The 26809-nt window shown below is 56.8% G+C and carries 27 protein-coding genes and 2 tRNA genes; 26 read left to right on the top strand and 3 right to left on the bottom strand.

Going from position 1 to position 26809, the window contains the following annotated elements; all coding sequences use genetic code 11:
• Positions 1–10 precede the first annotated feature (10 nt).
• Together BM035_RS00470 and BM035_RS00465 are read left to right on the top strand one after the other, a co-directional pair.
• Positions 11–1354 carry a UDP-glucose dehydrogenase family protein gene (locus BM035_RS00470; RefSeq protein WP_092029770.1) on the top strand — a complete coding sequence of 448 codons (1344 nt, stop codon included), beginning with the start codon at positions 11–13 and terminating at the stop codon, positions 1352–1354.
• A 23-nt stretch (positions 1355–1377) separates the two neighbouring features.
• Complete coding sequence (locus tag BM035_RS00465) at positions 1378–1812, top strand: HIT domain-containing protein (protein ID WP_175497313.1); 435 nt, start codon at positions 1378–1380, stop codon at positions 1810–1812.
• A 13-nt stretch (positions 1813–1825) separates the two neighbouring features.
• On the opposite strand, the gene fabR is transcribed toward BM035_RS00465, so the two are convergent.
• Positions 1826–2443 carry an HTH-type transcriptional repressor FabR gene (gene fabR, locus BM035_RS00460; protein ID WP_008169141.1) on the bottom strand — a complete coding sequence of 206 codons (618 nt, stop codon included), beginning with the start codon at positions 2441–2443 and terminating at the stop codon, positions 1826–1828.
• A gap of 208 nt (positions 2444–2651) precedes the next feature.
• On the opposite strand from fabR, the gene aspS reads away from it, so the two are divergent.
• The 15 genes from aspS (at position 2652) to nadA (ending at position 14590) form a co-directional block, all read left to right on the top strand.
• Positions 2652–4460, top strand: coding sequence for an aspartate--tRNA ligase (aspS, locus tag BM035_RS00455; RefSeq protein WP_092029767.1), 1809 nt, complete (start codon positions 2652–2654; stop codon positions 4458–4460).
• Positions 4461–4485: 25 nt separating this feature from the next.
• Positions 4486–5229, top strand: a complete 744-nt coding sequence (locus tag BM035_RS00450) for a YebC/PmpR family DNA-binding transcriptional regulator (protein WP_062782619.1) — start codon at positions 4486–4488, stop codon at positions 5227–5229.
• A gap of 18 nt (positions 5230–5247) precedes the next feature.
• Positions 5248–5775 carry a crossover junction endodeoxyribonuclease RuvC gene (gene ruvC, locus BM035_RS00445; protein WP_014577393.1) on the top strand — a complete coding sequence of 176 codons (528 nt, stop codon included), beginning with the start codon at positions 5248–5250 and terminating at the stop codon, positions 5773–5775.
• A gap of 30 nt (positions 5776–5805) precedes the next feature.
• Entirely contained in the window at positions 5806–6435 is a 630-nt protein-coding gene (ruvA, locus tag BM035_RS00440) for a Holliday junction branch migration protein RuvA (protein WP_092029765.1), read from the top strand.
• A 132-nt stretch (positions 6436–6567) separates the two neighbouring features.
• Positions 6568–7599 carry a Holliday junction branch migration DNA helicase RuvB gene (gene ruvB, locus BM035_RS00435; RefSeq protein WP_008169131.1) on the top strand — a complete coding sequence of 344 codons (1032 nt, stop codon included), beginning with the start codon at positions 6568–6570 and terminating at the stop codon, positions 7597–7599.
• Positions 7592–8053, top strand: a complete 462-nt coding sequence (locus BM035_RS00430) for a YbgC/FadM family acyl-CoA thioesterase (protein WP_092029763.1) — start codon at positions 7592–7594, stop codon at positions 8051–8053. The genes ruvB and BM035_RS00430 overlap by 8 nt, the downstream gene beginning before the upstream one ends.
• 3 nt (positions 8054–8056) lie before the next feature.
• Positions 8057–8746: a protein TolQ gene (gene tolQ / locus BM035_RS00425; RefSeq protein ID WP_092029761.1), complete on the top strand. Its 690-nt coding sequence runs from the start codon at positions 8057–8059 to the stop codon at positions 8744–8746.
• Positions 8747–8792: 46 nt separating this feature from the next.
• Positions 8793–9239 (top strand): protein TolR, encoded by a 447-nt coding sequence (gene tolR, locus BM035_RS00420; RefSeq protein ID WP_014577388.1) that lies wholly within the window; start codon positions 8793–8795, stop codon positions 9237–9239.
• 79 nt (positions 9240–9318) lie between these two features.
• Positions 9319–10299, top strand: a complete 981-nt coding sequence (gene tolA, locus BM035_RS00415; RefSeq protein WP_092029760.1) for a cell envelope integrity protein TolA — start codon at positions 9319–9321, stop codon at positions 10297–10299.
• Positions 10300–10315: 16 nt separating this feature from the next.
• On the top strand, positions 10316–11629 hold the full coding sequence (gene tolB / locus BM035_RS00410) for a Tol-Pal system beta propeller repeat protein TolB (RefSeq protein ID WP_014577386.1): 1314 nt from the start codon (positions 10316–10318) through the stop codon (positions 11627–11629).
• Positions 11630–11696: 67 nt separating this feature from the next.
• Positions 11697–12269 (top strand): peptidoglycan-associated lipoprotein Pal, encoded by a 573-nt coding sequence (pal, locus tag BM035_RS00405; protein WP_008169120.1) that lies wholly within the window; start codon positions 11697–11699, stop codon positions 12267–12269.
• A 16-nt stretch (positions 12270–12285) separates the two neighbouring features.
• Complete coding sequence (gene ybgF, locus BM035_RS00400) at positions 12286–13032, top strand: tol-pal system protein YbgF (RefSeq protein WP_008169119.1); 747 nt, start codon at positions 12286–12288, stop codon at positions 13030–13032.
• An 85-nt stretch (positions 13033–13117) separates the two neighbouring features.
• Positions 13118–13193 (top strand) — tRNA-Lys (locus tag BM035_RS00395).
• 68 nt (positions 13194–13261) lie between these two features.
• Positions 13262–13337: transfer RNA gene (locus tag BM035_RS00390), tRNA-Lys, on the top strand.
• 191 nt (positions 13338–13528) lie between these two features.
• Positions 13529–14590, top strand: a complete 1062-nt coding sequence (gene nadA, locus BM035_RS00385) for a quinolinate synthase NadA (RefSeq protein WP_092029758.1) — start codon at positions 13529–13531, stop codon at positions 14588–14590.
• On the opposite strand, the gene BM035_RS00380 is transcribed toward nadA, so the two are convergent.
• A complete protein-coding gene (locus BM035_RS00380) occupies positions 14591–16024 on the bottom strand; it encodes a M48 family metalloprotease (RefSeq protein WP_092030097.1) in 1434 nt (477 codons plus the stop codon). It lies immediately after the preceding gene.
• A 203-nt stretch (positions 16025–16227) separates the two neighbouring features.
• Between BM035_RS00380 and BM035_RS00375 the strand changes: the two genes are divergently transcribed.
• On the top strand, positions 16228–16455 hold the full coding sequence (locus tag BM035_RS00375) for a sulfurtransferase TusA family protein (protein WP_008169116.1): 228 nt from the start codon (positions 16228–16230) through the stop codon (positions 16453–16455).
• A gap of 16 nt (positions 16456–16471) precedes the next feature.
• Positions 16472–17551, top strand: coding sequence for an AI-2E family transporter (locus tag BM035_RS00370; protein WP_008169115.1), 1080 nt, complete (start codon positions 16472–16474; stop codon positions 17549–17551).
• Between the two features lie 7 nt (positions 17552–17558).
• Here the strand turns inward: BM035_RS00370 and BM035_RS00365 are convergent, their stop codons facing one another.
• A complete protein-coding gene (locus BM035_RS00365; RefSeq protein ID WP_053112173.1) occupies positions 17559–18026 on the bottom strand; it encodes a peroxiredoxin in 468 nt (155 codons plus the stop codon).
• A 74-nt stretch (positions 18027–18100) separates the two neighbouring features.
• Here BM035_RS00365 and dapA point away from each other — a divergent pair, with 74 nt between their 5' ends.
• The 7 genes from dapA to BM035_RS00330 all read left to right on the top strand — a co-directional run.
• A complete protein-coding gene (gene dapA, locus BM035_RS00360) occupies positions 18101–18979 on the top strand; it encodes a 4-hydroxy-tetrahydrodipicolinate synthase (RefSeq protein ID WP_092029757.1) in 879 nt (292 codons plus the stop codon).
• Positions 18980–19014: 35 nt separating this feature from the next.
• On the top strand, positions 19015–20112 hold the full coding sequence (gene bamC / locus BM035_RS00355; RefSeq protein WP_008169110.1) for an outer membrane protein assembly factor BamC: 1098 nt from the start codon (positions 19015–19017) through the stop codon (positions 20110–20112).
• A gap of 44 nt (positions 20113–20156) precedes the next feature.
• Positions 20157–20870: a phosphoribosylaminoimidazolesuccinocarboxamide synthase gene (gene purC / locus BM035_RS00350; RefSeq protein ID WP_092029755.1), complete on the top strand. Its 714-nt coding sequence runs from the start codon at positions 20157–20159 to the stop codon at positions 20868–20870.
• A gap of 32 nt (positions 20871–20902) precedes the next feature.
• Positions 20903–21640: a TIGR04219 family outer membrane beta-barrel protein gene (locus tag BM035_RS00345; RefSeq protein ID WP_014577378.1), complete on the top strand. Its 738-nt coding sequence runs from the start codon at positions 20903–20905 to the stop codon at positions 21638–21640.
• 28 nt (positions 21641–21668) lie between these two features.
• A complete protein-coding gene (locus BM035_RS00340) occupies positions 21669–22676 on the top strand; it encodes an NAD-dependent epimerase (protein WP_053112168.1) in 1008 nt (335 codons plus the stop codon).
• Positions 22677–22764: 88 nt separating this feature from the next.
• Positions 22765–23274, top strand: a complete 510-nt coding sequence (locus BM035_RS00335; protein ID WP_008169099.1) for a lipocalin family protein — start codon at positions 22765–22767, stop codon at positions 23272–23274.
• A gap of 611 nt (positions 23275–23885) precedes the next feature.
• A partial coding sequence (locus tag BM035_RS00330) for a DUF4347 domain-containing protein (protein ID WP_139216014.1) occupies positions 23886–26809 on the top strand: 2924 nt, incomplete at its 3' end.

Genomic DNA, 26809 nt, shown 5'->3' with positions numbered 1-26809 from the left:
GATTTAAAGGATGAAAATAACGATTTTTGGAACCGGTTATGTTGGCCTGGTTACTGGTGCTTGCCTGGCGGATGTTGGCCACGACGTTCTCTGTATGGACGTGGACCAGGGCAAAATTGAAAAGCTCAAGAATGGCCAGATTCCCATCTATGAGCCGGGCCTCGACAATATCGTAAAGCACACCGTTGAGGCAGGCCGCCTTTCCTTTACAACCGATACCGAAGATGCCGTTCGTCACGGCACACTCCAATTTATTGCCGTGGGTACGCCCCCGGACGAAGACGGTTCTGCCGACCTCCAGTATGTAACCGCGGTAGCCCGTTCCATCGGCGAATACATGGAGGACTACAAGGTAGTCGTTGACAAGTCCACGGTGCCGGTCGGCACCGGCGACAAGGTCCGGACGGCGGTTCGTGCCCAGCTGGACCGTCGTGGCCTGGAACTGGATTTCGACGTGGTGTCCAACCCCGAGTTTCTCAAGGAAGGGGCGGCCATCAACGATTTCATGAAGCCTGATCGCATTGTTGTCGGGACTGATAGCGAGCGCGCGGCTGAGCTTCTGAGAGAGGTCTATTACCCGTTCAACCGCAGTCACGACCGCATGATCTTTATGGACCTGCGGTCCGCAGAGCTCACCAAGTACGCGGCCAACTCCATGCTGGCCACCAAAATCAGCTTTATGAACGAAATCGCCAACCTGGCAGAGCGACTGGGCGCTGATATCGAAGCCGTGCGCCGGGGCATTGGTTCCGACCCGCGGATTGGCTATCACTTCATCTACCCTGGTTGCGGTTACGGCGGTTCCTGCTTCCCGAAAGATGTTCAGGCCCTGGCCCGAACCGCCAGCGACTGCGGTTACGAAGCACGCTTGCTGAATGCGGTTGAATCGGTCAACTACGCCCAGAAACACGTGTTGTTCGACAAGATCAGCCACTATTTTGGTGGTGATCTCAATGGCAAGGTCGTTGCGCTTTGGGGGCTGGCGTTCAAGCCGAATACCGACGATATGCGCGAAGCTTCTTCCCGCACATTGATGGAAGATCTCTGGAAAGCCGGCGCCAGGGTACAGGCTTTCGACCCGGAGGCCATGGAGGAAACCCAGCGAATCTACGGTGATCAGGAAGGCCTGACCCTGTGCGGCACGAAAGAGCAGGCGCTTAAAGGGGCAGATGTTCTCGCTATCTGCACCGAGTGGAAAGAGTTCCGGTCCCCAGACTTCGAATCCATTGCTGCGACCATTCGTGAACCTGTGGTCTTTGATGGCCGCAATCTCTACGAGCCGGAAATGCTGGATCGCTACGGCCTCATTTACTACGCCATTGGCCGTGGCCGCACCCAGTTCCACTCCGAGTAAACCCAGATAATCGGAGGATGAGTATGAGCGAACCGGCAGTTTTCCGGTTACACGAGCGACTGAAGGCTGACACGATTGGCCTCGGAAGCAGCTCGCTTTGTGAAATCCGACTGATGAATGACAGCACCTGGCCTTGGGTGCTGTTGGTGCCGGCGGTCGCCGGCATCCGTGAGATCTACCAGTTGTCGGCGGACCAGCAGCACCAGCTGGTCCGCGAGTCTTCCGCGCTCAGCGAAGCCATGATGGGTGTCTTTGGCGGCGACAAGATGAACGTCGCAGCCCTTGGCAACATGGTGCCCCAGCTTCATCTTCACCATATCGTGCGGTTCGAAGGCGACCCGGCCTGGCCGGGCCCTGTGTGGGGCAAGCAGGCGCCGGTTGCTTATTCTGATGAGGAGCTGGAGCAGGTTCGCTCAAGACTGGCCCCGGTTCTTGCTGAGCTTGAGGCCGGTGTTTAGTTCGAAAGTGAGGTCAGTTGCGTTTCGCCAGAGTCTGGGAGCCGACCAGGATCATTCTGAGCTCGGTTTTCAGCTTGGCCTTCAGCTCATCACGTTCGGAAGCGGTTGCATCCAGCGCTTCTGCCCCCTGGTTGAAGACCAGCGTTACCATGGCCTCAGCCACCAGTCTGGCTTCTGAGAGGGGCTTGTTCTGCTCGTCGGCGATCCGCCGCAGGTCATCGGCCAGTTCGGTCACAAAGTGGTCAATCTCGGCCTTTACGGCTGTCCGAAAAGGCTTGGAGACCCCGGTCCTTTCCCGAAGCATCAGCCGGAACAGGTTGGCATTGTTGCCCAGGTACTCCATGAAGGTTTCTACAGAAGTGGAAATGGCGCTGCCACCATCACGGGCAATCCGCTTGCGGGCCTGACGCATCAGCTGCCTTAATGCAACGCCGCCTTCGTCCACCAGAGCCAGGCCCAGTTCATCAAGCTCGGCAAAGTGCCGGTAGAAAGACGTGGGGGCGATGCCGGCTTCCCGAGCAACCTCCCGCAAACTCAGACTGCCAAAGCCCCGGTCCGCACTCAGTTGCGAGAGCGCCGCATCCATCAGTGCCCGCCGGGTTTTCTGTTTTTGCTCCGCTCTGGTGGCCAAGTTCAGACTCCATCTGCTGGTAAAAAAGAAGCATTCTAGCCGGCTGCCAACCGGCAGTCATCCGACCGCTTGATTTGCGTGCTCGCACGCCTGATTTTCACCGCCATTGTGTTTATAATGGGCGGCTTTTCCGCTATGGTCGCACCATTTTTCAAGCGATCCAGAACACGCACCATATTTGAACACATTAAACGTAACGGGAACCGGTATGCGCAGTCATTATTGCGGTGGGATCAACGAATCCTACATCGATCAGGAAGTCACACTTTGCGGATGGGTACACCGCCGTCGTGACCACGGTGGGGTTATCTTCCTGGATCTGCGGGATCGGGATGGTATGTCTCAGGTGGTTGTGGATCCTGATACCCCTGAGAGCTTTGCGCTTGCGGAAAAAGTCCGTAGCGAGTTCGTGATCAAGGTAACCGGTCGGGTGCGTCGCCGTCCTGCTGGCACAGAAAACAACAACATGCCGACCGGGCAGGTTGAGCTTCTGGGCAAGGAGCTGAGCATTCTGAACGCCGCAGCGACCCCGCCGTTCCCGCTGGATGAGCATGTCGACGTTGGCGAGGACGTGCGTCTGCGCTACCGGTTTGTAGACCTGCGTCGCCCGGAAATGATCAACCGCCTGCGTTTCCGTTCCCGGGTAACCAGCTACATCCGTAACTATCTGGACAGCAACGGCTTCATGGATGTGGAAACGCCCATCCTGACCCGTGCTACGCCGGAAGGTGCGCGGGATTACCTGGTGCCGAGCCGTACCCATGAGGGTTCTTTTTTCGCACTGCCGCAGTCGCCGCAGCTGTTCAAGCAGCTGCTGATGGTGTCTGGTGTCGACCGTTACTACCAGATTGCCAAGTGTTTCCGGGATGAAGACCTGCGTGCGGATCGTCAGCCGGAGTTTACCCAGGTGGACATTGAGGCCTCTTTTATTGACGAAGAGACCCTGATGAAGTTGAACGAGGACATGATCCGTTCGCTGTTCAAGGATGTTCTGGATGTAGAGCTTCCGTCCTTCCCGCAGATGCCTTATGCCGAGGCCATGCAGCGTTATGGCAGCGACAAGCCGGATCTGCGGATCCCGCTTGAGTTGCTGGATGTGAACGATCTGGTTGAAGGCGTGGACTTCAAGGTATTCGCGGGCCCGGCAAAAGATCCGAAAGGCCGTGTAGCCGCTTTGCGCGTACCGAAAGGTGGCGAGCTGACTCGCAAGCAGATTGACGACTACACCAAGTTTGTAGGCATCTACGGTGCCAAAGGGCTGGCTTACATCAAGGTCAATGACCTCTCCAAGGGCGTAGAAGGCCTGCAATCCCCGATCATCAAGTTCCTGGGTGATGACGTTGCGCTCGCTATCATGGAGCGCGTGGGTGCCGAAGACGGTGACATCGTGTTCTTCGGCGCGGACAAAACCAACGTGGTCAATGAAGCCCTCGGCGCACTGCGGATCAAGATCGGTCACGATCTCGACATGCTGACTTCCGAGTGGGCGCCGCTCTGGGTTGTCGATTTCCCGATGTTCGAGGAAACTCCGGACGGCGGCCTGACCGCAATTCACCATCCGTTCACCGCGCCGTCCTGTAGTCCGGAAGATCTGGCCGCAGACCCCGCCAACGCGTTGTCCCGCGCCTACGATATGGTGGTGAACGGCACTGAATTGGGCGGCGGTTCTATCCGTATTCACGATGAGAAAATGCAGGAAGCGGTGTTCCGTATTCTGGGTATCGGTGAAGAGGAAGCCCGCGCCAAGTTCGGCTTCCTGCTGGATGCCCTGAAGTTTGGTTGCCCGCCCCATGGTGGTCTGGCGTTCGGCCTGGATCGCCTGGTCATGCTGATGACCGGCGCTTCGTCCATCCGTGACGTTATAGCATTCCCGAAAACCCAGAGTGCCACCTGTCTGATGACCCAGGCGCCGGGCGAAGTGGATGAGAAGCAGCTGCGTGAGTTGCATATCCGTCTGCGCAAGCCGTCAAAGCCGGTTGAAGGCAACAAGGCGGAAGCCGGTGAGGGCAACGAGTAAGTCAGTGATTTAAGGGAGGAGCTGTATGGCGGGTCACAGTAAGTGGGCCAACATCAAGCACCGCAAGGCGGCACAAGATGCCAAGCGGGGCAAGATCTTCACCAAAATCATTCGTGAGCTGACCGTGGCCGCGCGCCAGGGCGGGGGGAATCCCGATGATAATCCCCGCCTGCGCGCCGTCATCGACAAGGCGCTCACCGCCAATATGAAAAAAGACACCATCGAGCGCGCGGTTGAACGTGGCGCCGGTGGTGGCGATGATGACAACTACGAAGAGCTGACCTACGAAGGCTATGGCCCCGGTGGTGTGGCGATATTCGTGGAAGTCATGACCGACAACAAAAACCGGTCTGTGGCTGAAATCCGCCACGCGTTCAACAAGATGGGTGGCAATCTCGGTACCGACGGATCGGTCGCCTACCTTTTCAGCAAGCAGGGCATCATCAGCTACGGTCCGGAGTGGGAAGAGGACAGGCTGGTGGAAGCCGTACTCAGCGCCGGTGCCGAAGACCTTGCGGCCCAGGACGACGGTTCCTGGGAAATCGTAACCACACCCGAGCAGTTTCTGGACGTCAAGGAATCTCTGGTCAATGCGGGACTGGTGCCGGACAATGCTGAAGTAACCATGGTTCCATCCACGCGGGTTGAGCTGGATCGGGACGGCGCGGAAACCATCCTCAAGCTTATTGATATGCTCGAAGATCTGGACGATGTTCAGAATGTCTACCATAACGCGGATATCTCCGGCGACATCATGGAATCGCTTTGACCAGTCAGGAGCATTGATGTGGCGATAATTCTGGGCGTTGATCCGGGGTCACGAATTACCGGTTACGGCGTCATTCGGGCAGATGGTCGACACATCGAGTACATCGACAGTGGTTGTATCCGGGTGGGCGAGAAGCCCATGGCTGAACGCCTTCAGACCATATTCCAGAGCCTTGCCACCCTGATCGGAGAGTATCGGCCGGAAGAATTTGCCATCGAGCAGGTGTTCATGGCCCGCAATCCTGACTCGGCTCTGAAGCTCGGTCAGGCCCGCGGCGCGGCCATCGTCAGTGCCGCCAACAGTGGCTTGGCGGTTCATGAATACTCGGCGAGGCAGGTAAAGCAGGCGGTGGTCGGCAAGGGCGGGGCTGACAAATCCCAGGTTCAGCACATGGTTCAGGTGTTGCTCTCGCTTTCACGCAAACCCCAGGCAGACGCGGCCGATGCGCTCGCCATCGCCATGTGCCATGCCCACATGAGTCAGAGTATCCTGCGGGTAGCCAGTGGCGCGGGAAAAGTCCGAAGCGGTCGTGTGCGACAACAATAAACCGCTCCCAGGAGCGACAGGAGATTCAGCTTGATTGGTCGTATCCGAGGTATTCTGGTCGAAAAGGCTCCGGGCCAGGCGCTGGTTGAGTGCGCGGGCCTGGGCTATGAAGTCGACATCCCCTATACCACCTTCTTTCATCTGCCGGAGACCGGCGATGAAGTCACCCTGCACACCCATTTTGCCGTCCGAGAAGACGCCCAGAGCCTCTACGGCTTTGCTTCCAGCCTGGACCGGGACCTCTTCCGCCTGCTGATCAAGGTTAATGGGGTTGGCCCGAAGCTGGCCGTTGGCATTCTTTCCGGATTGGACGCACAGCAGTTCATTCGCTGCGTTGAGAATCGTGACTCCGCCTCACTGGTCAAGCTCCCCGGCGTTGGCAAGAAGACCGCAGAACGGCTTCTTATTGAAATGGCGGACCGGATAGGGCAACTTGAAGGGCAATTTGTGCCAACGTCGCCCGAGACGACAGGCGTGGGGCAGCCGGGCGGACAAGGCCCCGCTGGCGGGCCGGCGGCCACTGAAGAGGCGGAAGCCGCACTGATCGCTCTGGGTTACAAGCCCCAGGAGGCTGCCAAGGCCATCAGCAAAGTGGCCGGGGAGGGGATGAGTAGTGAAACGCTCATCCGTCTGGCCCTGCGAAACATGATTCCAGCCTGATCGTCAGAACCTGTCGCGAACCTGTAGAGAGCGTAACGTGACACCTGCTAACCCCTTTGTACAATTGGGGCTGCGCTGGAATAGCGGGCAAACGTGAGGCACGATGTTGATTCCCACACTATGGGTGATGCCATGATCGAATCCGACCGGTTGATCTCGGCCCGGGCCGGTGAATATGAGGAAGTACAGGACAGGGCCATTCGCCCGACCCTGCTGGCCGAGTATGTTGGCCAGCCCACGGTCCGTGAGCAGATGGATATTTTCATATCCGCGGCCCGGGGTCGTCAGGAAGCGCTGGACCACGTTCTGATCTTTGGCCCGCCCGGTCTGGGCAAAACAACCCTTGCCAATATCATCGCCAATGAGATGGGCGTATCCATCAAGACAACGTCTGGTCCTGTGCTTGAAAAAGCCGGCGACCTGGCCGCCATGCTGACTAATCTCGAAGAAGGTGACGTTCTCTTCATTGACGAGATCCACCGTCTCAGCGCGGCAGTGGAAGAAGTGCTGTATCCGGCGATGGAAGATTACCAGCTCGACATCATGATCGGTGAGGGCCCGGCCGCCCGCTCCATCAAACTGGACCTGCCGCCGTTCACCCTCGTCGGTGCGACCACCCGGGCAGGCTTGCTGACTTCGCCGCTGCGTGACCGCTTCGGCATCGTGCAGCGGCTGGAGTTCTATAACACCGAAGATCTTACCAGCATCATTCTGCGCTCCGCGCGATTGTCTTCGGTAGCCGTCGATGAGGCAGGCGCGTTCGAAATTGCCCGCCGGTCCCGGGGTACCCCGCGTATCGCCAATCGCCTGTTGCGCCGTGTCCGCGATTTTGCGGAAGTCCGCTCAGACGGTCGTATCACCTCTGACATCGCCGATCAGGCACTGAACATGCTGAAAGTGGATAACCAGGGTTTCGATCACATGGATCGGCGCCTGCTGCTGGCCATGATCGAGAAATTCGACGGTGGCCCTGTCGGGGTCGAGAGCCTTGCTGCCGCGATCAGTGAAGAGCGCGGCACCATTGAGGATGTGCTTGAGCCCTTCCTGATCCAGCAGGGTTATATGGTCCGGACTCCCAGAGGGCGGATGGTGACCTCCAACGCCTATCAGCATTTCGGCGTGATTCCGCCGAAGTCGGGCAGGGAGGACGATCTTTTTGGTTGAACAGGCGCCAGAGGGAAGGTTCGAACTGCCGATTCGGGTCTATATCGAGGACACGGACGCTGGTGGCATCGTATTTCATGCCAAATATCTCCATTACATGGAGCGGGCCCGAACCGAATGGGTGCGCAGTTGCGGCGTTGGCCTCAGGGCGGGTCTGGCGGACAATATCAGTTATGTAGTGCAACGGCTGACCATTCATTATGCGGTGCCGGCCAAGCTTGATGACGAACTGCTGGTTACTGCGGAACCGGTGGCTTTTGGTAGAGTCTGGATGGATTTCCGTCAGCGTGTGATGCGGGCCGAAGACCGAAAGTTGCTGAGTGACAGTGATGTGCGGGTAGCCTGCGTAGCGCTTGATTCCGGTCGTCCCCGCCGGTTACCGACGAATATGCAGGAATTGCTGGCCAAGAATGTCCAGCCCATCGAAACGTTAAACAGAACGAGCCAGGAGTAAGAAGTGGATTCAGAACTTTCAGTCTGGTACCTCATTGCCAATGCCGGTGTCTTGGTTCAGCTGGTCATGCTTTTGCTGGCCCTGGCGTCAATCATGTCCTGGGCCCTGATTTTCCAGCGCCTGCAGGTATTCCGGAAGGCCAGGAAGGCCCAATTGGCGTTCGAGGAGCGTTTCTGGTCAGGCATGGATCTGGGGCAGTTATACCGGGAGGTGAACGCCGATCCAACACCGTTTTCCGGCATGGAATCCCTGTTCCGGGCCGGTTTCAAGGAGTTTTCCCGGTTGCGCCAGCAAAGCCGGGACGCCGATGCGGTTATGGAAGGTACCCAGCGGGCAATGCGGGTGGCCTTCTCCCGGGAGCACGAGCGGCTGGAGGCCAGTCTGCCGTTCCTGGCGACGGTCGGCTCCACCAGTCCTTATGTGGGTTTGTTTGGCACCGTCTGGGGCATCATGAACTCGTTCCGGGGGCTGGCACAGGTTCAGCAGGCGACACTGGCCACGGTGGCGCCCGGCATCTCCGAGGCCCTCATCGCAACCGCCATGGGTCTGTTCGCCGCAATACCGGCGGTTATTGCCTATAACCGTTTTTCCGCCATGTCCGATGCCCTGTTGAAGAACTACGAAACCTTTGCGGATGAGTTTTCCAGCATCCTCCATCGCCGCGTCCACCAGAGCGAGAAGGGCGCCGCGTGATGCGGTTGGTAGTTAGAGGCAGGAATCAGCCCAGGAGCACAGTTCTATGAAAGGCATGGGAATGATGCCGGAAAACCGGCGCAAGCCAATGTCGGAGATCAACGTGGTTCCGTACATTGACGTAATGCTGGTGCTGCTGATCATCTTCATGGTCACCGCCCCGATGCTGACGCAAGGGGTGAAGGTTGATCTGCCCCAGACCACTTCCGATCCTATTCAGTCTGACAAGGATGTTGAGTCGATCATTGTTTCGGTTGATGCAAACGGAGCGTACTACGTCGAGATCGGAGACGAGGGCAGTGACCCCATGACGCTGTCCGACCTGCGTGCCCAGGTTTCCAAGATCCTCTCGCAGCGGGCCTCCAGTGAGATTCTGGTTCGCGGCGATGAGAATGTTACTTACGGCACAGTTGTTCGGTTGATGGCCGAGTTGCAGGGTGCCGGGGCGAGCAGTATCGGCCTGATCACCGAATCACCGCGGGACGACAATTGATAGTGTTGCGGGCAGGAGTGTTGTGAGAGATCACCAGCGCGAAGTAACCACAACAGGCGTGCCACCATGGAAATCACCGGTGGCGCTCTCGGTCACGTTGCACCTGTTGATTCTGGGCATTGCGCTTGCGGGTTGGTCTTGGACCAGCACCGATCATGAGCCGCCACCCAGGAGCATATCGGCCCGGCTGATTACCCAGCAGGAGCCGGAACCGAGCCCGGTGGTAGAGCCGGTCGATCAGCAAAAGCGGGATGAAGAACGCCGGGCCGAAGAGCAGCGTCGCAAGGAAGAAGCTGAACGACAGAGGCAGGAAGAAGAAGCCCGTCGCATTGCAGAGCAGAAGCGACAGGAAGAAGAAAAACGGCGCCAGCAGCAGAAAGAGCAGGAGCGACAGGAAGCAGAGGCGAAAGAACGCGAGGCCCGGAAAGCCCGTGAAGCGGAGGCTGCCCGTCAAAAGGCGGAAGCGGAAGCCAAGGAGCGGGCCAGGCAGAAAGCTGAGGAAGAAAAACGCCGTCAGGAAGAGGCAGAACGAAAAGCCGAAGAAGAGAAGCGGCGCCAGGAAGAGCAGCGGAAGCGGGAAGAGGCCGAACGAAAGCGCCAGGAGGAACTGGCTCGCCAGGAAGCTGAGCGCAAGCGCCTCGAGGCAGAGCGCAAGCTCCGGGAACAGCAGCTTGAAGCCCAGGCGGAGGCGGCTCAGAGGGCCCGGGAAGAGGAAGCCCGTCGCCAGAGAGAGGCGGCCGCTGCGAAAGCGCGGGAAGCCCAGATGCTGTCGGAGAGTGAGAAGTACCAGGCTCTGATCCGTGAGCGCTTGAGCCAGGCGTGGTATCCGCCCAGTTCGGCTACTGAAGAGATGACCGCGCGGCTCCAGATTACGCTGTTACCGACGGGTGAGCTTGCCGGGGTGCGGCTGGTCAGTAGCAGCGGGAATACAGCGTTCGATAACTCCGCTCTGGGGGCGGTGCGTTCCCTGAGTCGTTACCCGATACCCAATGATCGGGATACCTTTGAACGGTATTTCCGACAGTTTACGATTGAATTCAACCCACGCCGGTTGAGATAAGGATGCGGATAACACCATGACACATCGGATTTGGCACAAACCGTCCAGAACGCTTCTTGCCGCCACGGCACTGATCTTTTTCGCGGTTTCGGCAGCCCGGGCTGAGCTGTTGATCCGGATTACTGAAGGCGCGGATTCGGCCATTCCTGTTGCAGTGGTGCCTTTCGCCGAGTCTGGACAGATGCCCGCTGGCGACAAGGTCAGCAGCATTGTTCAGGCGGATCTGACCATGACGGGCGAATTCCGGACTCTGCCTCCCGAGAAGATGCTGAGCCTGCCATCCAGGCGGGAGGAAGTGTATTTCCGGGACTGGCGCCTGCTGGGCCAGCGCTATGTCCTTGTGGGGGCCCTCAGCCGAAGTGGTGACCGTGTTCAGGCCCGGTATGAGTTGTTCGATGTAAACCGCGAGGAACGGATTCTCGGTGAAACTGCGGCGGCACCTGCCTCCAATATGCGCTCGCTCGCTCACCACATCAGCGACAAGGTATATGAGGCCATCACAGGCGTGCCGGGTGCCTTCTCAACAAAGCTTGCCTATATCACGCTTGATACCGCCAACGGCAAACCCCGTTACCGACTGCAGGTCAGTGACGTGGACGGCAAGCGCGCCAGAATCCGTCTTGAAAGCCAGGAACCCATCCTGTCACCGGCATGGTCGCCAGACGGGGAAAAGCTGGCCTATGTGTCGTTCGAAACAGGGAAACCGGTGATTTTTGTTCATGAGCTTGCAACCGGCAATCGCACCAAAGTGGCCGACTTTCCGGGGCTCAACTCGGCGCCGGCCTGGTCCGACGATGGCCGATCGTTGTTGATGACCCTCTCGAAAGACGGAAATGCCGAGATCTACCGGATGAACCTGGATACCCGGCAGTTGACCAAGCTTACGAACCACTGGGCTATTGATACCGAGCCGAGCTATGACGCCACTGGCAAGGGCATTTTCTTTACGTCGGACCGGTCCGGAGGTCCGCAGATTTACCACATGGATACACCGGGTGCGGAGCCTCGTCGTATCACCTTCGGCAGCCGTTACAACGCTCGGCCAAGGCCCGACAATGACGGTAACTATGTGTATTACGTTCACCAGCGCGATCGGGCATTTCACATTGCCCGTACCGAACTGAAAACCGGGGAGGAAACGATCCTAACCCGCACCGAGTCTGATGAGTCTCCCAGTGTTGCGCCCAATGGCCGGATGCTGATCTACGCTACCCGGCAGAATGGCAGCAACGTGCTCACGGTTATTTCCGCGGATGGTGGAGCAGCGTACAGCTTGCCGGCATCCGAAGGCGATGTCCGTGAGCCCGCCTGGGGACCTTTGGTTCGCTGACTCCCGGAGCTTTCCGGTGTTGGCCATTGTTCAAGCAATAACGTCACTCAACTGAAAGGAAGAAAACATGAATTTTTCAGCTCAATCAAAAGCGTTCGCACTGTTGTTGTCCGTCGGTCTGGTAGCGGGCTGTAGCTCTACCGGTGGTACCTCCGAAGAAGGCGGCGAGTATGGTTCCGATGTGGCTGCTGTAGACCAGGAAGGTGGATCCACTGTTTACGGAGGTGACGACCAGGGCGGTGTTTCTTCTTCAGCCATGACCGAAGAAGAGCGTATGGAAGCTCGCAAGCAGGCCGAACAACAGGCCCTGCGTGAAATCACCACGTTCTACTTTGATTTCGATACGGCTGAAATCAAGCAGGAAGCCCGCGATGTCCTGGTGGCACATGCACGTTTCCTCGCCAACAACCCGGGTCAGAACGTCCGCATTGAGGGTCACGCCGACGAGCGCGGTACCAAGGAATACAACCTGGCCCTTGGCGAGCGTCGTGCTAACGCCGTTCAGCGTTTCCTGATCGTAAACGGTGCTTCACGTGGCCAGCTCGAGACCGTAAGCTATGGCGAAGAGAAGCCGGCCGTGATGGGTTCCAGCGAGAGCGCCTGGGCCCAGAATCGTCGTGTAGAACTCGTATTTGAGTAATCACACAGGAACGACCATGAGAAAAATCCTCATGGCGACAGTGGTGCTTCCGCTTGCCCTCGGGCAGGCGGGAGTGGCCCTGGCGCAATCAGCCCAGGACAGTCAGCGTAACGCCAACAGCAGTCAGGCGACGTCGGAACTGTTCTACATGATCCAGCAGCTTCAGGGTGAAGTCAGACGGCTCCAGGGCGAAGTGGAGGAGCAGCGGCACCTGATTAACCGCCTGCAGCAGCAAGGGCGCGACCGTTATATCGATCTGGATCAGCGTATTCTGGATCTCTCGGAAAAGGTCGCATCACAGCCGGCTCCCGAAGCCAGCGAAGGTGGTGGCTCTGCTGCCTCAGGCCAGGCCCGGGAGGCCAGGGAATACCGCCAGCCCGATGCGGAAGAACGAAAGGCCTACGAGCAGATCCAGGACCTGATTCGTAATCAGAAAAAATACGATGAGGCCATTAGTCGGATATACGAATTTATCGATGAATATCCGGAAGGTGATCTGACGGTCAACGCCTATTACTGGCTCGGCGAGGTCTATCTGGTCAAGCCGCAGCTCGAACAGGCAAAACAGGCGTTCACGATTGTCGCTACCCGTTTTGCCGACCATCGCAAGGCTCCGGATGCGGTCTATAAGCTGGGCGTAACTCATGATCGCCTGGGCGAAAAAGAACAGGCTCGGCGCAGCATGCAAACTGTGATTGATGATTACCCGTCCAGCAGTGCTGCTGACCTCGCACGGAAGTTTCTCGAGTCCCAGAACGGCTGATTGTCTGGCGCGGCAAAAATGTTGAGAAACCTGAGAAAAAGGGGTTGATCAACGGCCAAAAATCATTACTATATGCGCCTCGTTTGGGTCGTTAGCTCAGTTGGTAGAGCAGTTGGCTTTTAACCAATTGGTCGAAGGTTCGAATCCTTCACGACCCACCAAACACGAAATACCGGGTGGGCTGAGTCATTCGGTATAGATTGAAGTCAAGGCTTCGGTCGCCAGTTACGGGTCGTTAGCTCAGTTGGTAGAGCAGTTGGCTTTTAACCAATTGGTCGAAGGTTCGAATCCTTCACGACCCACCAAATAACAGAAGCCTGCGGGTTTTTGTGAAAAAAGAGCCTCCGGGCTCTTTTTTTTTGCGTATACGTTCCTACCTAGGTAAACAGGGAACAGGCAAAGCGATCACAAGTGTATGATCGCACTGTTTCAGAAACATTAAGCCTGGGGCATGAATGTTATAATGTCCGGGTTCACGCAATACAGAGATGCAGTAATGACTTACGCTGAAGATCGTATCCTTATTCAAGAGCACCTGGCGCATGCTGCCGAGCCGAAGCCGCTCAGCGCGGACGAAAAGTCCGACCTGGAGGCTCGTATAAAATCGGCTCTGAAGGAGCAGGATGCGGTGCTTGTGGCTCACTATTACACCGATCCCGATATCCAGCGGCTTGCCGAGGAAACCGGTGGCTGTGTTGCGGACTCCCTCGAGATGGCCCGTTTTGGCAACCAACATTCGGCCTCCACCATCGTGGTTGCCGGCGTGAGGTTCATGGGCGAAACCGCCAAGATCCTGAATCCTGAAAAGCGCGTTCTGATGCCAACGCTTGAGGCGACCTGTTCCCTGGATGTGGGCTGTCCTGCCGATGAGTTCGCCGAGTTTTGTGACCAGCACCCGGATCGCACGGTCGTGGTCTACGCCAATACGTCTGCGGCTGTGAAGGCGAGGGCGGACTGGGTGGTTACCTCAAGCTGTGCCCAGGCTATTGTTGAAGATCTGGATGCCCGCGGCGAAAAAATCCTCTGGGCGCCGGATAAGCACCTGGGGCACTACGTCCAGAAAACGACGGGTGCTGATATGCTGCTCTGGGACGGTTCCTGCATCGTTCATGAGGAATTCAAATCCCGCGGTCTGGAGGATCTGAAGGCCCTTTATCCGGACGCGGCGGTACTGGTCCACCCGGAATCGCCCGATGCCGTTGTTGAGATGGCGGATGTTGTGGGTTCAACCTCGCAGCTGATTCATGCTGTCCAGACCATGCCTAACGAAAAGTTCATCGTTGCCACTGACAACGGCATTTTTTACAAGATGCAGCAACTGGCTCCGAACAAAACGCTGATTGAAGCGCCCACCGCAGGCAATGGAGCTACCTGTCGTAGCTGCGCCCATTGCCCCTGGATGGCGATGAACGGCCTTCAGAATCTGCTACAGGTACTGGAGCGGGGCGATCAGGAAGTGTTCGTGGATCCGGAACTGAGAGAGAAAGCGCTGCAGCCTCTGCAGCGCATGTTGGATTTTACCGCCAACATGAATCTCAAGGCTGCTGGCAACGCCTGATCAGCTGTTGGCCCTGGCGTGCAGGCGGCTGGTGATTTCTGCCAGCCGCTCGGTCACAATCTGCCTCTGTGGCGCCCCGGCCGGCAACTTCTCCTGAGCCTGCCTTAGCTGACGCTCGGCAGACTCCAGATCGCCCATCAGAACATCGTACTCTGCCCGGGCACGATGCACGCCCACAATATTCCTTGCCATGCCCTCCGCCTCGGCCAGTTTCAGCCAGAGATGCTCCTGTCCCGGTAGCTGACGGGTCAGCTGTTTGAGATGCTCCGCCGCAGCGGCGCCATTACCATCGGCTATTTCCGTGAGGGCGAGGGTGTGGGTGATTGGATAGTTCCCCGGATTCCTCGCCAGTGCGTCTTTCAGAGTGGATCGAGCCTCGTCCACACGATCTTGTGCAAGCCTGACCTCTGCGAGGGTTACCTGGAAGGTGATTCGGCCCGGATTCGTGGCCAGCAGATCGTTCAGTATATCCACTGCCTTCTCGTATTGCCGGTCCTCGAGGTAGGCCACGGACAAGCCATACCGGATGGCATCGTTTCTCTGGGCATCCGGCCGATCGAGGTAGGCTTCAAAGGTTTCGACGGCTACGTCGGGGGAGGGCGCGTAATGCACTTGCAGCCGGCTGCGCATCAGATGGTATTCCTGGCCGTCCCGGATGTTTTCATCTGGATACTGTTCGGCACGATTCCGGGTGTCGGCCACGCGGCTCTGGGTTAACGGGTGCGTAGACAGATACTCTGGCAGTCGATTTCCCTGCATGCGGTTCTGGCGCATCATGATTTCAAACATTTCCGGCATGCCGCGAGGGTCCATCCCGGCGCTGGCCAGAATGTCCAGCCCGACCCGGTCCGCTTCCTGTTCATGGGAGCGGCTGTAGGCAAGCATGTTCTGGGCGGCCAGGGCCTGGGTCCCGGCAATGGCGGCAAAACCGATGTCAGACTGGGTGACCGCCGACAGAACAATGCCCGCAATCATACCGGCGAGTGTGAGCGGAGCGCTGGTTTCCTGCTGCTCCATGCGCCGTGCAAAATGCCGCTGGCTGAGGTGAGCAAGTTCGTGAGCGAGAACGGACGCAAATTGTTGCTCGGTCGCAGCATTGAGAAACAGACCGCCATTAACGCCTACAATGCCACCGGGCACCGCAAATGCGTTGATAGCAGGACTGTCGATCAATGCCAGGGTCAGGTCCCGGTTCTGGAGTGGGGCCGAGGGCGCCAGGCGATAGGTAATGGCGCTGAGGTAGTCATACACCAGGGGGTCGCTGATTCTCGGCGCGGATCGGCGGATAGATACCATTACCTGCTGGCCAATATCCGATTCCTGCTGGCCCGCGATCAGGCCTCCACCGGAACCGCCAATGCTCGGCAGCCTGCTCTCCTGAGCGTGGCCCGGCATTGAAAAAAGCAGCAGGGCCAGCAGGGCGGTGATGGCCATGGCCGGTAGCGTTCGGGATCTGGGTTGGATAGCAATCATGTAAAGCCGGGTGCCTGTTGTCTGAATCGCCGGTTTGACAGCGGTTTGCGATAAAAAGTTCTGATCCTCTGGTTAACGAGGATTGTGATGCAATACATTATCACTGTCGGCATAATGCCTGCTTGTTAAATCCGCTTATTATTTTGTGATGGTGTATCGCTAGTATGGTTGATCGAACGCTTGATGCCTCAGGGTTGCGCTGCCCGATGCCGCTGCTGAAGACAAAGCTGGAACTGAACAGCATGGCGCCCGGTGAAGAACTCGAGGTGATTGCTACGGACGCAGGTTCCGCCAGGGATATTCCGGCCTTTCTGCAGATGTCCGATCACAAGTTGATGAGCAGTTCTGAAACCGCCGGGCAGTACCGGTTTGTGATAAAGTGCGGCGGTTAAGATTTCGGAGCTGTAAATGATCAGGACATTACGCGGTCTCGCGCACAAATACTTCTCGGATGAAGAGGCGGTCATCCTGTTCCTGATACTGGTGACAGGAACCATTTTTGTTATCTGGTTCGGTGCCATGCTTGCGCCGGCCATTGCCTCGCTGATTGTGGCCTTTATTCTGCAGGGTCTGGTCACCAAGCTCAACAAACTGGGCGTGCCGGAGACGGTTTCCATTATTGGGGTTTTCCTGGTTTTCCTCGGCGTGCTTGTTGGCTTCCTGTTTGGCCTGCTTCCGCTGATCTGGACGCAGTTGAGCAACCTGGCCGGCGAGGCGCCACGCATTATCCGGGAGCTGCAATCCTATCTTGAGCTGTTGCCGCAGCAGTATCCCCACCTGATCTCCGGAGAAGCTGTCAGCACCGTTTACAGCCAGGTGAGTACGGAAGTGGGGCACATGACCCAATGGCTGGTGTCGTTCTCGCTGTCCAGTATTCCAGATCTCGTGGCGTTGCTGATCTACATGGTGCTGGTGCCTATCCTGGTGTTCTTTTTCCTGAAGGACAGGGAGGTGCTGCTCAACTCCATCGCCCGGCTGCTGCCACCCCAGCGCCCGATGATGCTGCAGATCTGGCACGAGGTGAACCTCCAATGCGCCAACTACGTGCGCGGCAAAGCCGTCGAGATCCTGATTGTGGGCGGCGCCACCTACATTGCCTTCAAGCTGCTGGGGATGCCTTACGCTGCGCTGCTCTCGCTGTTGGTGGGGCTGAGTGTGGTGATTCCTTATATCGGCGCGGCCGTCGTCACCATCCCTGTTGCGGTGATTGCCCTGTTCGCCTTCGGCTGGGGCAGCCAGTTCATCTGGGTGATGGTCATCTACGGTGTCATTCAGGCGCTTGACGGCAATGTTCTGGTGCCCATTCTGTTCTCGGAGGTCAACAATCTGCACCCGGTGGCCATTATCGTCGCGGTGCTGTTCTTCGGGGGAATCTGGGGCTTGTGGGGTGTTTTCTTTGCAATTCCACTGGCTACCATGCTCAAGGCGGTGTTTGCTGCCTGGCCAGTGAAGGAGTCGGCGCCGCCGGCGGAACCCGGAAGCGCCTGACAGGCACTTAAAGTGCCTTGACAGCCTCTAGCACCTCGTCAGCGTGGCCTTTCACTTTTACGCCGCGCCATTCAGCCCGCAGCACGCCATCCTTGTCGATCAGGAAGGTGCTCCGGTCAACGCCCATGTACTCCTTCCCGTAAAGCTTTTTCAGCTTGATCACGTCGAAGAGGGTGCACAGGGCCTCGTCCTTGTCTGAAATCAGGTGAAAGGGAAACTCATGCTTGGCCCGGAAATTCTCATGGGCTTTCAGGCCGTCCCTCGATACGCCGAGAATCACCGTATCAAGCTCCTCAAATTGCTTCATCCGGTCCCGGAAGTCCTGTCCCTCAGTAGTACAGCCAGGGGTGTTGTCTTTCGGATAGAAATAAATCACCACGTTCTGACCTTTCAGATCGTCCAGGCGAACAGTCTGGTCTCCGGTAGCGGGTGCTTCAAAATCCGGTACGGGTTTGTTTAACTCAACGGATGGCATGACATCTCCTTTAATTCCCTTGTGTCAGTTCGTGCCCAACATTACCATATCGGTTTTATTCGGACGGAGCTTTTATGATTACGGGTAGCCTTGTCGCACTGGTCACGCCCATGCATCCAAACGGTGACATCCACTGGGAGGATCTGGACAAGCTGGTAGACTTTCATATCGAAAACGGCACACACGGCATCGTTGCTGTGGGCACCACCGGCGAATCCGCAACGCTCGACCCGGAAGAGCATTGCCAGACCATTGGCCACATCATCAAACGTGTTAATGGTCGCATCCCGGTTATTGCGGGCACCGGCGGCAACAGCACCCGTGAGGCCATTGAACTGACGGCCGAGGCCCATAAGCTTGGCGCAGATGCCTGCCTGCTCGTTGTTCCCTACTACAACAAGCCGACCCAGGAAGGCCTGTATCAGCACTTCAAGGCGATTGCCGAAGCCGTCCCCAGCATGAACCAGATGCTGTACAACGTGCCCGGCAGGACAGCGTGCGACATGCTGAACGAGACCGTGCTCCGGCTTGCCGATATTCCGAATATCGTGGGCATCAAAGACGCCACCGGCAACATTCCTAGGGGTGCCGAACTGATTGAAGCGTTGGACGGCCGTCTGGCTGTCTATTCAGGTGATGACGCAACGGCAGCGGAACTTATGCTGGCCGGTGCCAAGGGCAACGTGTCCGTCACCGCGAACGTCGCCCCAAAGGCAATGTCCCAGCTGTGCGAAGCCGCTGTTGCCGGAAATCGTGAAGAAACCGAGCGTTTGAACGAACTGCTCATGCCTCTTAACCGGAAGCTGTTCCTCGAAGCGAATCCTATCCCGGTGAAATGGGCGCTCCATCATATGGGAATGATTGGGGAAGGCATCCGCCTGCCGCTGACCGTGCTCAGCGAAAAGTTCCATGGCGAAGTGGAAGATGCCCTCAAGGCCTCAGGTGTTCTCTGAGTTTGCTTAAATCATCCCATCACCGGAGTAACCTGATGCAGGTTCTAAAAGGAACCGGTAGTACCCTGATGTTCAAACCCGTTGTTGTCGCATCCGGGCTGTTGCTTCTGGCAGCAGCCTCGGGCTGCAGTCTGGTTGAAGACCGCTCCGAACGCTATGTGAATGCCACGGAAGGAAAACCACTGGAATTGCCGGAGACTGCCGACGATTCCCGTTTCAGCCAGACCATGCCCATCCGTGATGTCCAGCCGGCTGACGCCAGCAAAATGTATCCGTCCGATATTCCGCGCCCGCCGGACATGACATCGGACATCCTTGATGAAAACTATGTTATCGAAGAGCTGGATGGTCGGCTCTGGCTCCTGGTCAACGACGTGCCGGGCAGAATCTGGCCTGCGGTAAACAGCTATCTGTCCGAGCGGGGTCTTGGCGTCGGCTTCGACAGTCCCCAGTTGGGCATCCTGCAGACCGAACTTGCCAATTTCAGCAAGCGTGCCCGAAACCTTGTAGAGCTGTCGGATAACCCGTCTGCCGGCGAACAGAAAGTCGTTCTTCAAGTTCGGATGGCTCCCGGTGTGCGACGCAAGACCACAGAGGTGCAGGTACGCCGGCTTGATGTTGAAGATCAGCCGGATGAGCTGATCCCCTGGACTGGCGTTTCTGATCCCTCCGAGCAGGCTCTGGAATTGCAGAGACGCCTGCTGTCCGATCTGGGTGACTTTCTCAGGGCGCGTGAAGAAACCAAGTCCTTTTCCCGGGCGGCATCCGGAATGGTCAGCGATCCGCTGGTTCGCCTGATCTCGGAAAACGATGAAGCCGTCGCGATCCGCATGGAGCTTGATTATGGTCGTTCCTGGGCGGAAGTAAGTCGGGCACTTACAGATTCCGGCATTCCCGTTGTCGATCTGAACCGCAGTGAAGGCTGGTTCCATGTCGATTTCCGCACCGAAGACGAGCGGGATCCGGGCTGGTTCAGCTGGTTCAGCGACAAGGACGCACCCCAGCATACGCACACAGTCAGCCTTAGCCAGCAGAGCGACGCCATTGTCATCTCTGCCGAGGACGTTCCGGGTTACACTGGCAGCCGGACGACGCCGGATCTGCTCGAGCAACTGTTCGATTACCTATACTGATTCAGGAAGAGGCCGCCAGAGGCGGCCGCTTTTCGGAGACCCCAATGGAAAAACGCGAAGAACTCTACGCCGGCAAGGCAAAATCCGTCTACCGTACCGACAACCCCGAACGTTTCGTGCTGGTATTCCGTGACGACACATCCGCCTTCGATGGTGAGAAAAAGGAACAGCTCAATCGCAAGGGCATGGTGAATAACAAGTTCAATGCGTTCATCATGGAGAAGCTGGAAGCGGCAGGTGTGCCGACCCATTTTGAAGGGTTGCTGTCGTCCACCGAATCTCTCGTCAAGAAGCTGGATATGATTCCGGTTGAATGCGTGGTTCGCAATGTTTCCGCCGGCAGTCTCTGCCGTCGTCTTGGGGTGGCGGAGGGGCAGGAACTGAATCCGCCCACCTACGAACTGTTCCTCAAGAACGACGCACTCCACGATCCGATGGTCAATGAATCCCTGGCCGTCAGCTTTGGCTGGGCCGCGGCGGATGAGCTGGAGCAGATGAAATCGTTGACCTATCGGGTTAACGACGTGCTCAAGGCCCTGTTTGACGAGGCAGGCATGCTGCTTGTGGATTACAAGCTGGAGTTTGGTCGCTGCGAGGGCAAGATCGTTCTGGGTGACGAATTCAGTCCGGACGGTTGCCGGATCTGGGACAAGGAAACCCGCAGGAAAATGGATAAGGATCGTTTCCGCCAGGGGCTTGGCGAAGTGATCGAAACGTACGAAGAAGTCGGGCGCCGTCTGGGAATCCAGTTCGACTGACTGAAACTGACAACAAATTCAAAAGGTGTGTCATGCGTAAACTGATGCTTGCTGTAGGTGGTTCACTGTTTCTGGTGGCGCCTGTGTCACAGGCAGATGTGGTTGGTCTTGGAGCCAGTGTAAGTTACTGGGATTCGGATCTGTCCGGCCAGGCTGCTGACAACGGTGATGTGGTTGATGTAGAAAATGACCTCAACCTGGACAGCGATTCGAATGCGAATGCGTCCCTGTATCTTGAGCATCCGATTCCGGTGCTTCCCAATGTTCGATTGAACTACACTCTGGTACAGCAGAGTGGTCGTGGCCAGGTAAATGGTAACTTTGGCGGCGTGAATTTTGGTGGCCTTGATGTTCAGTCTGATCTCGATTTGGAGCAACTGGATCTGACTCTTTACTACGAGGTGCTTGATAACTGGGTGAACCTGGATCTTGGCCTTACCGCACGGGATCTGTCCGGAGAGCTTATTGTCAAAGAGGCCTTAACAGGCACGCCATCGAACGAAACCACGGTCGATGCGGTCATACCCATGGGCTACCTCGCCGCTCGTTTCGACCTGCCACTAACGGGTGTTTCCGTAGGTGCTGAGGGCAACTTCATCAGCTTCGACGGTGACTCTCTGCACGATTTCAACGCCTACGGCCAGTACGAGATCTCATTGATCCAGTTCCGCGCAGGCTATCGTCAGATGTCTATTGATTACGAAGACGGCAATGACCGGCTTGATGTCGAGATAGGCGGACCGTTCGTGAGTGCCGGGGTATCGTTCTGAGACTGGCAGTCTTTTCAGGGAGAGACACGTGAAGATTCTTGTTACCGGAACGGCCGGTTTTATCGGCTCACACCTGGCTCATCGCCTGCTTGATCGGGGCGATGAAGTCATTGGCGTTGATAACGTCAATGATTACTACGATGTGAACCTGAAGGAAGCGCGGCTGAAACGCCTGACCGATAAAGCCGGTTTCACCGAAGTCCGGCAGGATGTGGCTGACCGCGCTGCCATGGAAGCCCTTTTCGCCGAGCATAAACCCGAGCGGGTAGTGCACCTGGCGGCCCAGGCGGGTGTCCGGTATTCCATCGAGAATCCTCACGCTTATGTGGACGCCAACCTCGTTGGTTTCATGAACATCCTTGAAGGGTGCAGGCACAATAAGGTCAAGCACCTCGTCTATGCGTCCAGCAGCTCGGTGTACGGTGCCAACGAGACCATGCCGTTCTCGGTGCACGACAACGTGGATCATCCGCTGAGTCTCTACGCGGCCTCCAAGAAGGCCAACGAGCTTATGGCCCACACGTATAGCCACCTGTATAACCTGCCGACCACAGGCCTGCGGTTTTTCACTGTCTATGGTCCCTGGGGTCGTCCGGATATGGCCTTGTTTATCTTTACCAAAAAGATCCTTGCCGGGGAGCCTATCGACGTCTTCAACCATGGCCATCACCGCCGGGACTTCACCTACATCGACGACATCGTCGAAGGCGTGATCCGGACCCTGGACCATGTCGCCGAACCAAACGGGGAGTGGAGCGGAGCAACCCCGGATCCCGGAACCAGCAAGGCGCCTTATCGCCTGTACAACATCGGGAGCAACAACCCGGTTGAGCTATCTCGCTTTATCGAGATTATCGAGGAGCGAGTCGGGAAGAAAGCCCAGAAAAACCTGCTTCCGTTGCAGCCGGGCGACGTGCCGGCCACCTACGCCAATGTCGATGATCTGATCGACGACGTAGGGTACAAGCCGGCCACTCCCGTAGAGGAGGGGATTGCCCGATTTGTAGACTGGTATCGGGACTTTTACAACGTATGAATCAAGGGCCAGCAACTGCTGGCCCTTCTCGTATCTGATATTTAAAAATGGTGCGCTAACGATGATGGCAGTGTTAAGAAGATGGTCCTTGATAGCCGGGCTTGTAGCCCTGTCCGGTTGCACCGGCCTTCCGGAGGACATGGAGCCAGTCACCGGTTTTGATGGCGACCGCTACCTGGGTACCTGGTACGAAATCGCCCGCCTGGACCATTCTTTCGAGCGCGGTCTCACCAATGTTCGTGCCGAATACAGCCGTAATGATGACGGCAGCATAAAGGTCATCAACCGCGGGTATAACGCTGAAGAAGAGAAATGGGAGGAAGCTGACGGCCGCGCCGTATTTGTCGAAGACGAAAACACAGGCCATCTGAAGGTGTCTTTCTTTGGGCCCTTTTACGCCTCTTACGTGGTGTTCGAGCTCGACAAGAAAGAGTATTCGTATGCCTATGTGACCGGTTACGATCGGGACTATCTCTGGTTTCTCTCACGCACGCCGGAAGTCAGCGAAGGGGCGATTGAGGCGTTCAGGGAGCGGGTAATAGAAGAGGGATTTGATCTGGAAGAGTTGATCATAGTGGAGCATGACGAGAACCTCTAGGATCAGTGGACCAATCAGATTCGATCTGGGTCATACAACATCTGAAAGTTGACATGGTCGTGGTTTATCAAATTGAGTTATGTAAAGGCCCTATCCAATTAGACTGTCTAGCTGTTTTACGCCCCTCCACCAATGCCTTTACGTGATGCCAGAAAAATAGGAACAACAAGTCGTGGTGACTCATATACTGAATACTCAGCAGCAAAGGTTTCCAACTGTCCAGGAACTTTACATGCCGTGAGCATGCCGAGACATGCAGCCGTGCAACTAATTCAGTATTTAACCTATTGAATATATCCCCTGCTTAAGGCGTCGGTTGGGTGTGTGGGGTGAATGACGAAATGTCCAAAAAATTTACACCATCCTCGTGCATCTGGGCCAAACAGGGTGTTTTCAAATATCTTTAAGAAATAAATTATTGTTTCGCAGCAAAAAAAACTTTGTGGTTTGGTTTTTGCTCAAGCACATCAAGTGGTCGATTACCCTGCCTGAGTGAATTATTGGGATTTAAGCCGTCTCGACCCGAGGGCATGCTGTAAAGGATTATGGATCAGTAAATCCTTGTGCCAATAACACCCGCATCCGGATTTCGTGCTGCGCATTCGTGTGTCATGCCGCCGGGTTCTTCATGGATTGAAACTCTAGAAGGGGTTCTCGACGTGAACATGGTACTCAATTCTCAGACCAATAACCCATCCAAAACCCTACTCATTGCTGACGCCGAACTGAAAGGCATAGAACTACTCCTGTCCGGTGAACTGAAAGCCGACCACATCTTGCTAGTCCAGCGTGATGATGACGCCTTGTTTAAATTGGAGCGCTATCTGAACTCGGCAGGTCGCGAATTCAGTCAATACTTTATTTTGTGTCACGGCGCCCCCGGAAAATTAAAGTTGGGGGCACATGAGATTGATACGAACCAGTTGGCAGTGCGAACAAGTCTGAACCTGGGGCTTTCAAAGTGGATGCGCGGGAAGAGATTAGGGCTGATCGCGTGCAGCGTCTCAGCTCAGGAGTGTGGGGTGCGTCTGCTGGAGGCATTGGGCCAGCATTGGGGCGTTAGGGTTTCTGCATCCCCAACCAAATTGGGTCATACCGAAGCGGGCAGAAACTGGGCGATTATGGATAATTCGGGTACGACTTCCACTCTCCCGCTTTCATCCTTTGCCATGGCCACCTATGAGTACTCACTCGATGACAACCCCTTTGATGAGGGCAAGGTGAACCTCTACACCAGTGGTGATCAGGATGAGCCCGTCATACGCACGTTGGCCGATGGCAGCTATATCCTGGTCTGGACGTCGCAGAATCAGGATGGCAGTGGCGACGGTATCTTTGCGCAGCGTTTCAGCGAGTCCGGCGCCCGCCTCGGTGCGGAATTTCAGATCAGTGACTCCGCCATCGGGGATCAGAACACAGCGGCAGTGGCCGCTCTGTCGGGAGGTGGTTATGTGGTGACCTGGGAAGCCGCCGATGGGAGCGGAACCGGCATCTACAAACAGCAGTTTGATGCCAGCGACCAGCCTTTAGGTGGCGTCGCGTTGGTCAATACCTCCACCTCTAGCTCTCAGTATGAGGCGCAGGTGACAGGGCTGACCGATGGCGGATATGTGGTGGTTTGGCGTGATGGCGGCAGCCTGGACGGCAGTGGCGACGGGGTTTTTGCGCAACGCTACGATGCCGCCGGCAATGCCGTGGGAAGTGAATTCCAGGTCAATACCGAATTTTCCAGCTCCCAGTTTCAACCCAGTGTCAGCCCTCTCGGGGATGGTTTTGTGGTGGCCTGGGCGTCTTTTACCAGTGGCACTGCCGGCGACGGCAGCGGCTACGGCATTTTTGTGCAGCGCTACAGCGATACGGGGACAGCGCTCGGCGGGGAGGTCCAGATCAATCTGGAAACATCGGGCAATCAGACCGAGCCGAGGGTTACTGAACTCGCCAGCGGTAACTTTGTGGTGGTCTGGACTTCTGCAACCAGTGGGTCTGCCGGGGATGGTTCCAGTGACGGGGTGTTCGCGCGTTTATTCAATGCCAGTGGCACACCGCTTAGTGGCGAGATACAGGTCAATACCACCACGAGCAGTAACCAGCAGGACTCCGCCATTACCGCCCTTGCAGGCGGTGGTTTCGTTATTGTCTGGACCGATCAGAGTGGCGCAGACGGCAGTAGCAGTGGGGTTTTTGGTCAGGAGTTTGACGCGTCCGGCAATCCAGTAGGTTCTGAGTTCCAGGTGAACGAAGAGATCAGCAGTGTCCAGTACCAGCCCACGGTGACTGCGCTGGATAATGGCGGTTATGTGGTCGCCTGGTCTTCCTTTACCAGTGGCTCTGCCGGTGACGGCAGTGGTTACGGCATCTTCAGCAAGACCTTTGGCGATCCTGCTGCTTTTTCGATTCAGGCCAGCCCGGAAGTGGACGGCATTCACACCAACGTCACCTATGATGAGAACGACCTCAACAGCGCTCCGCAGCTGATTGATACCAACGGTGCGTCGGCAGTCAGCGATGCAGACTCGGCCAACTTTGATGGAGGCACCCTGATTGTCAGCCGGATCACCGGTTTCGGTATCTTTGATCAGTTCGGACAGGATGCAGAGTCTCAGGAACAGTTCGGTATCCGCAATCAGGGCACCGCTGCCGGCCAGATTGGTGTGTCAGGCACCGACGTAACTTATGGCGGCATCGTTATCGGATCCATCACGTCAGACGGCAGCAACGGCGGTGATCTGGTGGTCACGCTCAATGCCAGTGCCAATCCCACCAGTGTTGAAGCGTTGGTTGAAAATCTCACCTATGAGAATACGTCGGACGATCCGGTGGCTTCCCGGGATATCACCATTCAGCTCAGCGACGGTGACGGCGGTACTTCTGAGCCGGTCATAGTAACCATCAATATCACGCCATCCACGGACGGCGTTGGACCGGTGTTTGGTGAACGTCAGGTCAACAGCTTTGTGGAGGGGGAGCAGCGTGAGCCGTCGGTCGCCTCTTTGGCCGATGGCGGTTATGTCGTGATTTGGGAATCGGATAACGAAGACGGCTCCGGCTATGGGATTTTTGCTCAGCGTTATACTGCGGAGGGCGTGATTACCGGGCCGGAGTTCATCGTCAATTCCCAAATTTTTGGTGATCAGGTCGACGCGCGGGTCACCGGCCTTGATGGTGGTGGTTTTGTCGTGAGCTGGACCGACCAGGTGTCCAGCGCCGATGGCTCGGGCTATGGGGTTTTTGCCCAGCGCTTTGGTGCGGATGGGCTGCCCGCGGGCAGTGAGTTTCTGGTCAATACCACGACCAGTTCCTTTCAGTATGAATCGGCGATTGCCGCACTGAATGACGGTGGTTTTGTCGCGGTCTGGCGGGATGATAGTGGCTCGGACGGCAGCTCTGCCGGTGTGCAAGGGCAACGGTTCGACGCGGCAGGTAATCCGGTCGGAGGTGAATTTCAGGTCAATACCGAATTCAGCTCTTTTCAGTATGAGCCCAGCGTCAGTGGCCTGAGTGGCGGCGGGTTTGTGGTGACCTGGACGTCCTTCAC

Origin of the sequence: Marinobacter sp. DSM 26671 (assembly GCF_900112835.1) — a bacterium.
Lineage (GTDB): Bacteria > Pseudomonadota > Gammaproteobacteria > Pseudomonadales > Oleiphilaceae > Marinobacter > Marinobacter flavimaris.
Note: the sequence above shows the minus strand (reverse complement) of the source record. Positions and strands in the feature narration are given on the sequence as shown.

Excerpts from the sequence above, each read along its gene's own strand:
- BM035_RS00470 (WP_092029770.1), top strand. The coding sequence starts at position 11 with ATGAAAATAACGATTTTTGGAACCGGTTATGTTGGCCTGGTTACTGGT.
- BM035_RS00465 (WP_175497313.1), top strand. The coding sequence starts at position 1,378 with ATGAGCGAACCGGCAGTTTTCCGGTTACACGAGCGACTGAAGGCTGAC.
- aspS (WP_092029767.1), top strand. The coding sequence starts at position 2,652 with ATGCGCAGTCATTATTGCGGTGGGATCAACGAATCCTACATCGATCAG.
- BM035_RS00450 (WP_062782619.1), top strand. The coding sequence starts at position 4,486 with ATGGCGGGTCACAGTAAGTGGGCCAACATCAAGCACCGCAAGGCGGCA.
- ruvB (WP_008169131.1), top strand. The coding sequence starts at position 6,568 with ATGATCGAATCCGACCGGTTGATCTCGGCCCGGGCCGGTGAATATGAG.
- tolR (WP_014577388.1), top strand. The coding sequence starts at position 8,793 with ATGAAAGGCATGGGAATGATGCCGGAAAACCGGCGCAAGCCAATGTCG.
- tolB (WP_014577386.1), top strand. The coding sequence starts at position 10,316 with ATGACACATCGGATTTGGCACAAACCGTCCAGAACGCTTCTTGCCGCC.
- pal (WP_008169120.1), top strand. The coding sequence starts at position 11,697 with ATGAATTTTTCAGCTCAATCAAAAGCGTTCGCACTGTTGTTGTCCGTC.
- ybgF (WP_008169119.1), top strand. The coding sequence starts at position 12,286 with ATGAGAAAAATCCTCATGGCGACAGTGGTGCTTCCGCTTGCCCTCGGG.
- nadA (WP_092029758.1), top strand. The coding sequence starts at position 13,529 with ATGACTTACGCTGAAGATCGTATCCTTATTCAAGAGCACCTGGCGCAT.
- BM035_RS00380 (WP_092030097.1), bottom strand. The coding sequence starts at position 16,024 with ATGGCCATCACCGCCCTGCTGGCCCTGCTGCTTTTTTCAATGCCGGGC.
- BM035_RS00375 (WP_008169116.1), top strand. The coding sequence starts at position 16,228 with ATGGTTGATCGAACGCTTGATGCCTCAGGGTTGCGCTGCCCGATGCCG.
- BM035_RS00370 (WP_008169115.1), top strand. The coding sequence starts at position 16,472 with ATGATCAGGACATTACGCGGTCTCGCGCACAAATACTTCTCGGATGAA.
- BM035_RS00365 (WP_053112173.1), bottom strand. The coding sequence starts at position 18,026 with ATGCCATCCGTTGAGTTAAACAAACCCGTACCGGATTTTGAAGCACCC.
- dapA (WP_092029757.1), top strand. The coding sequence starts at position 18,101 with ATGATTACGGGTAGCCTTGTCGCACTGGTCACGCCCATGCATCCAAAC.
- bamC (WP_008169110.1), top strand. The coding sequence starts at position 19,015 with ATGCAGGTTCTAAAAGGAACCGGTAGTACCCTGATGTTCAAACCCGTT.
- purC (WP_092029755.1), top strand. The coding sequence starts at position 20,157 with ATGGAAAAACGCGAAGAACTCTACGCCGGCAAGGCAAAATCCGTCTAC.
- BM035_RS00345 (WP_014577378.1), top strand. The coding sequence starts at position 20,903 with ATGCGTAAACTGATGCTTGCTGTAGGTGGTTCACTGTTTCTGGTGGCG.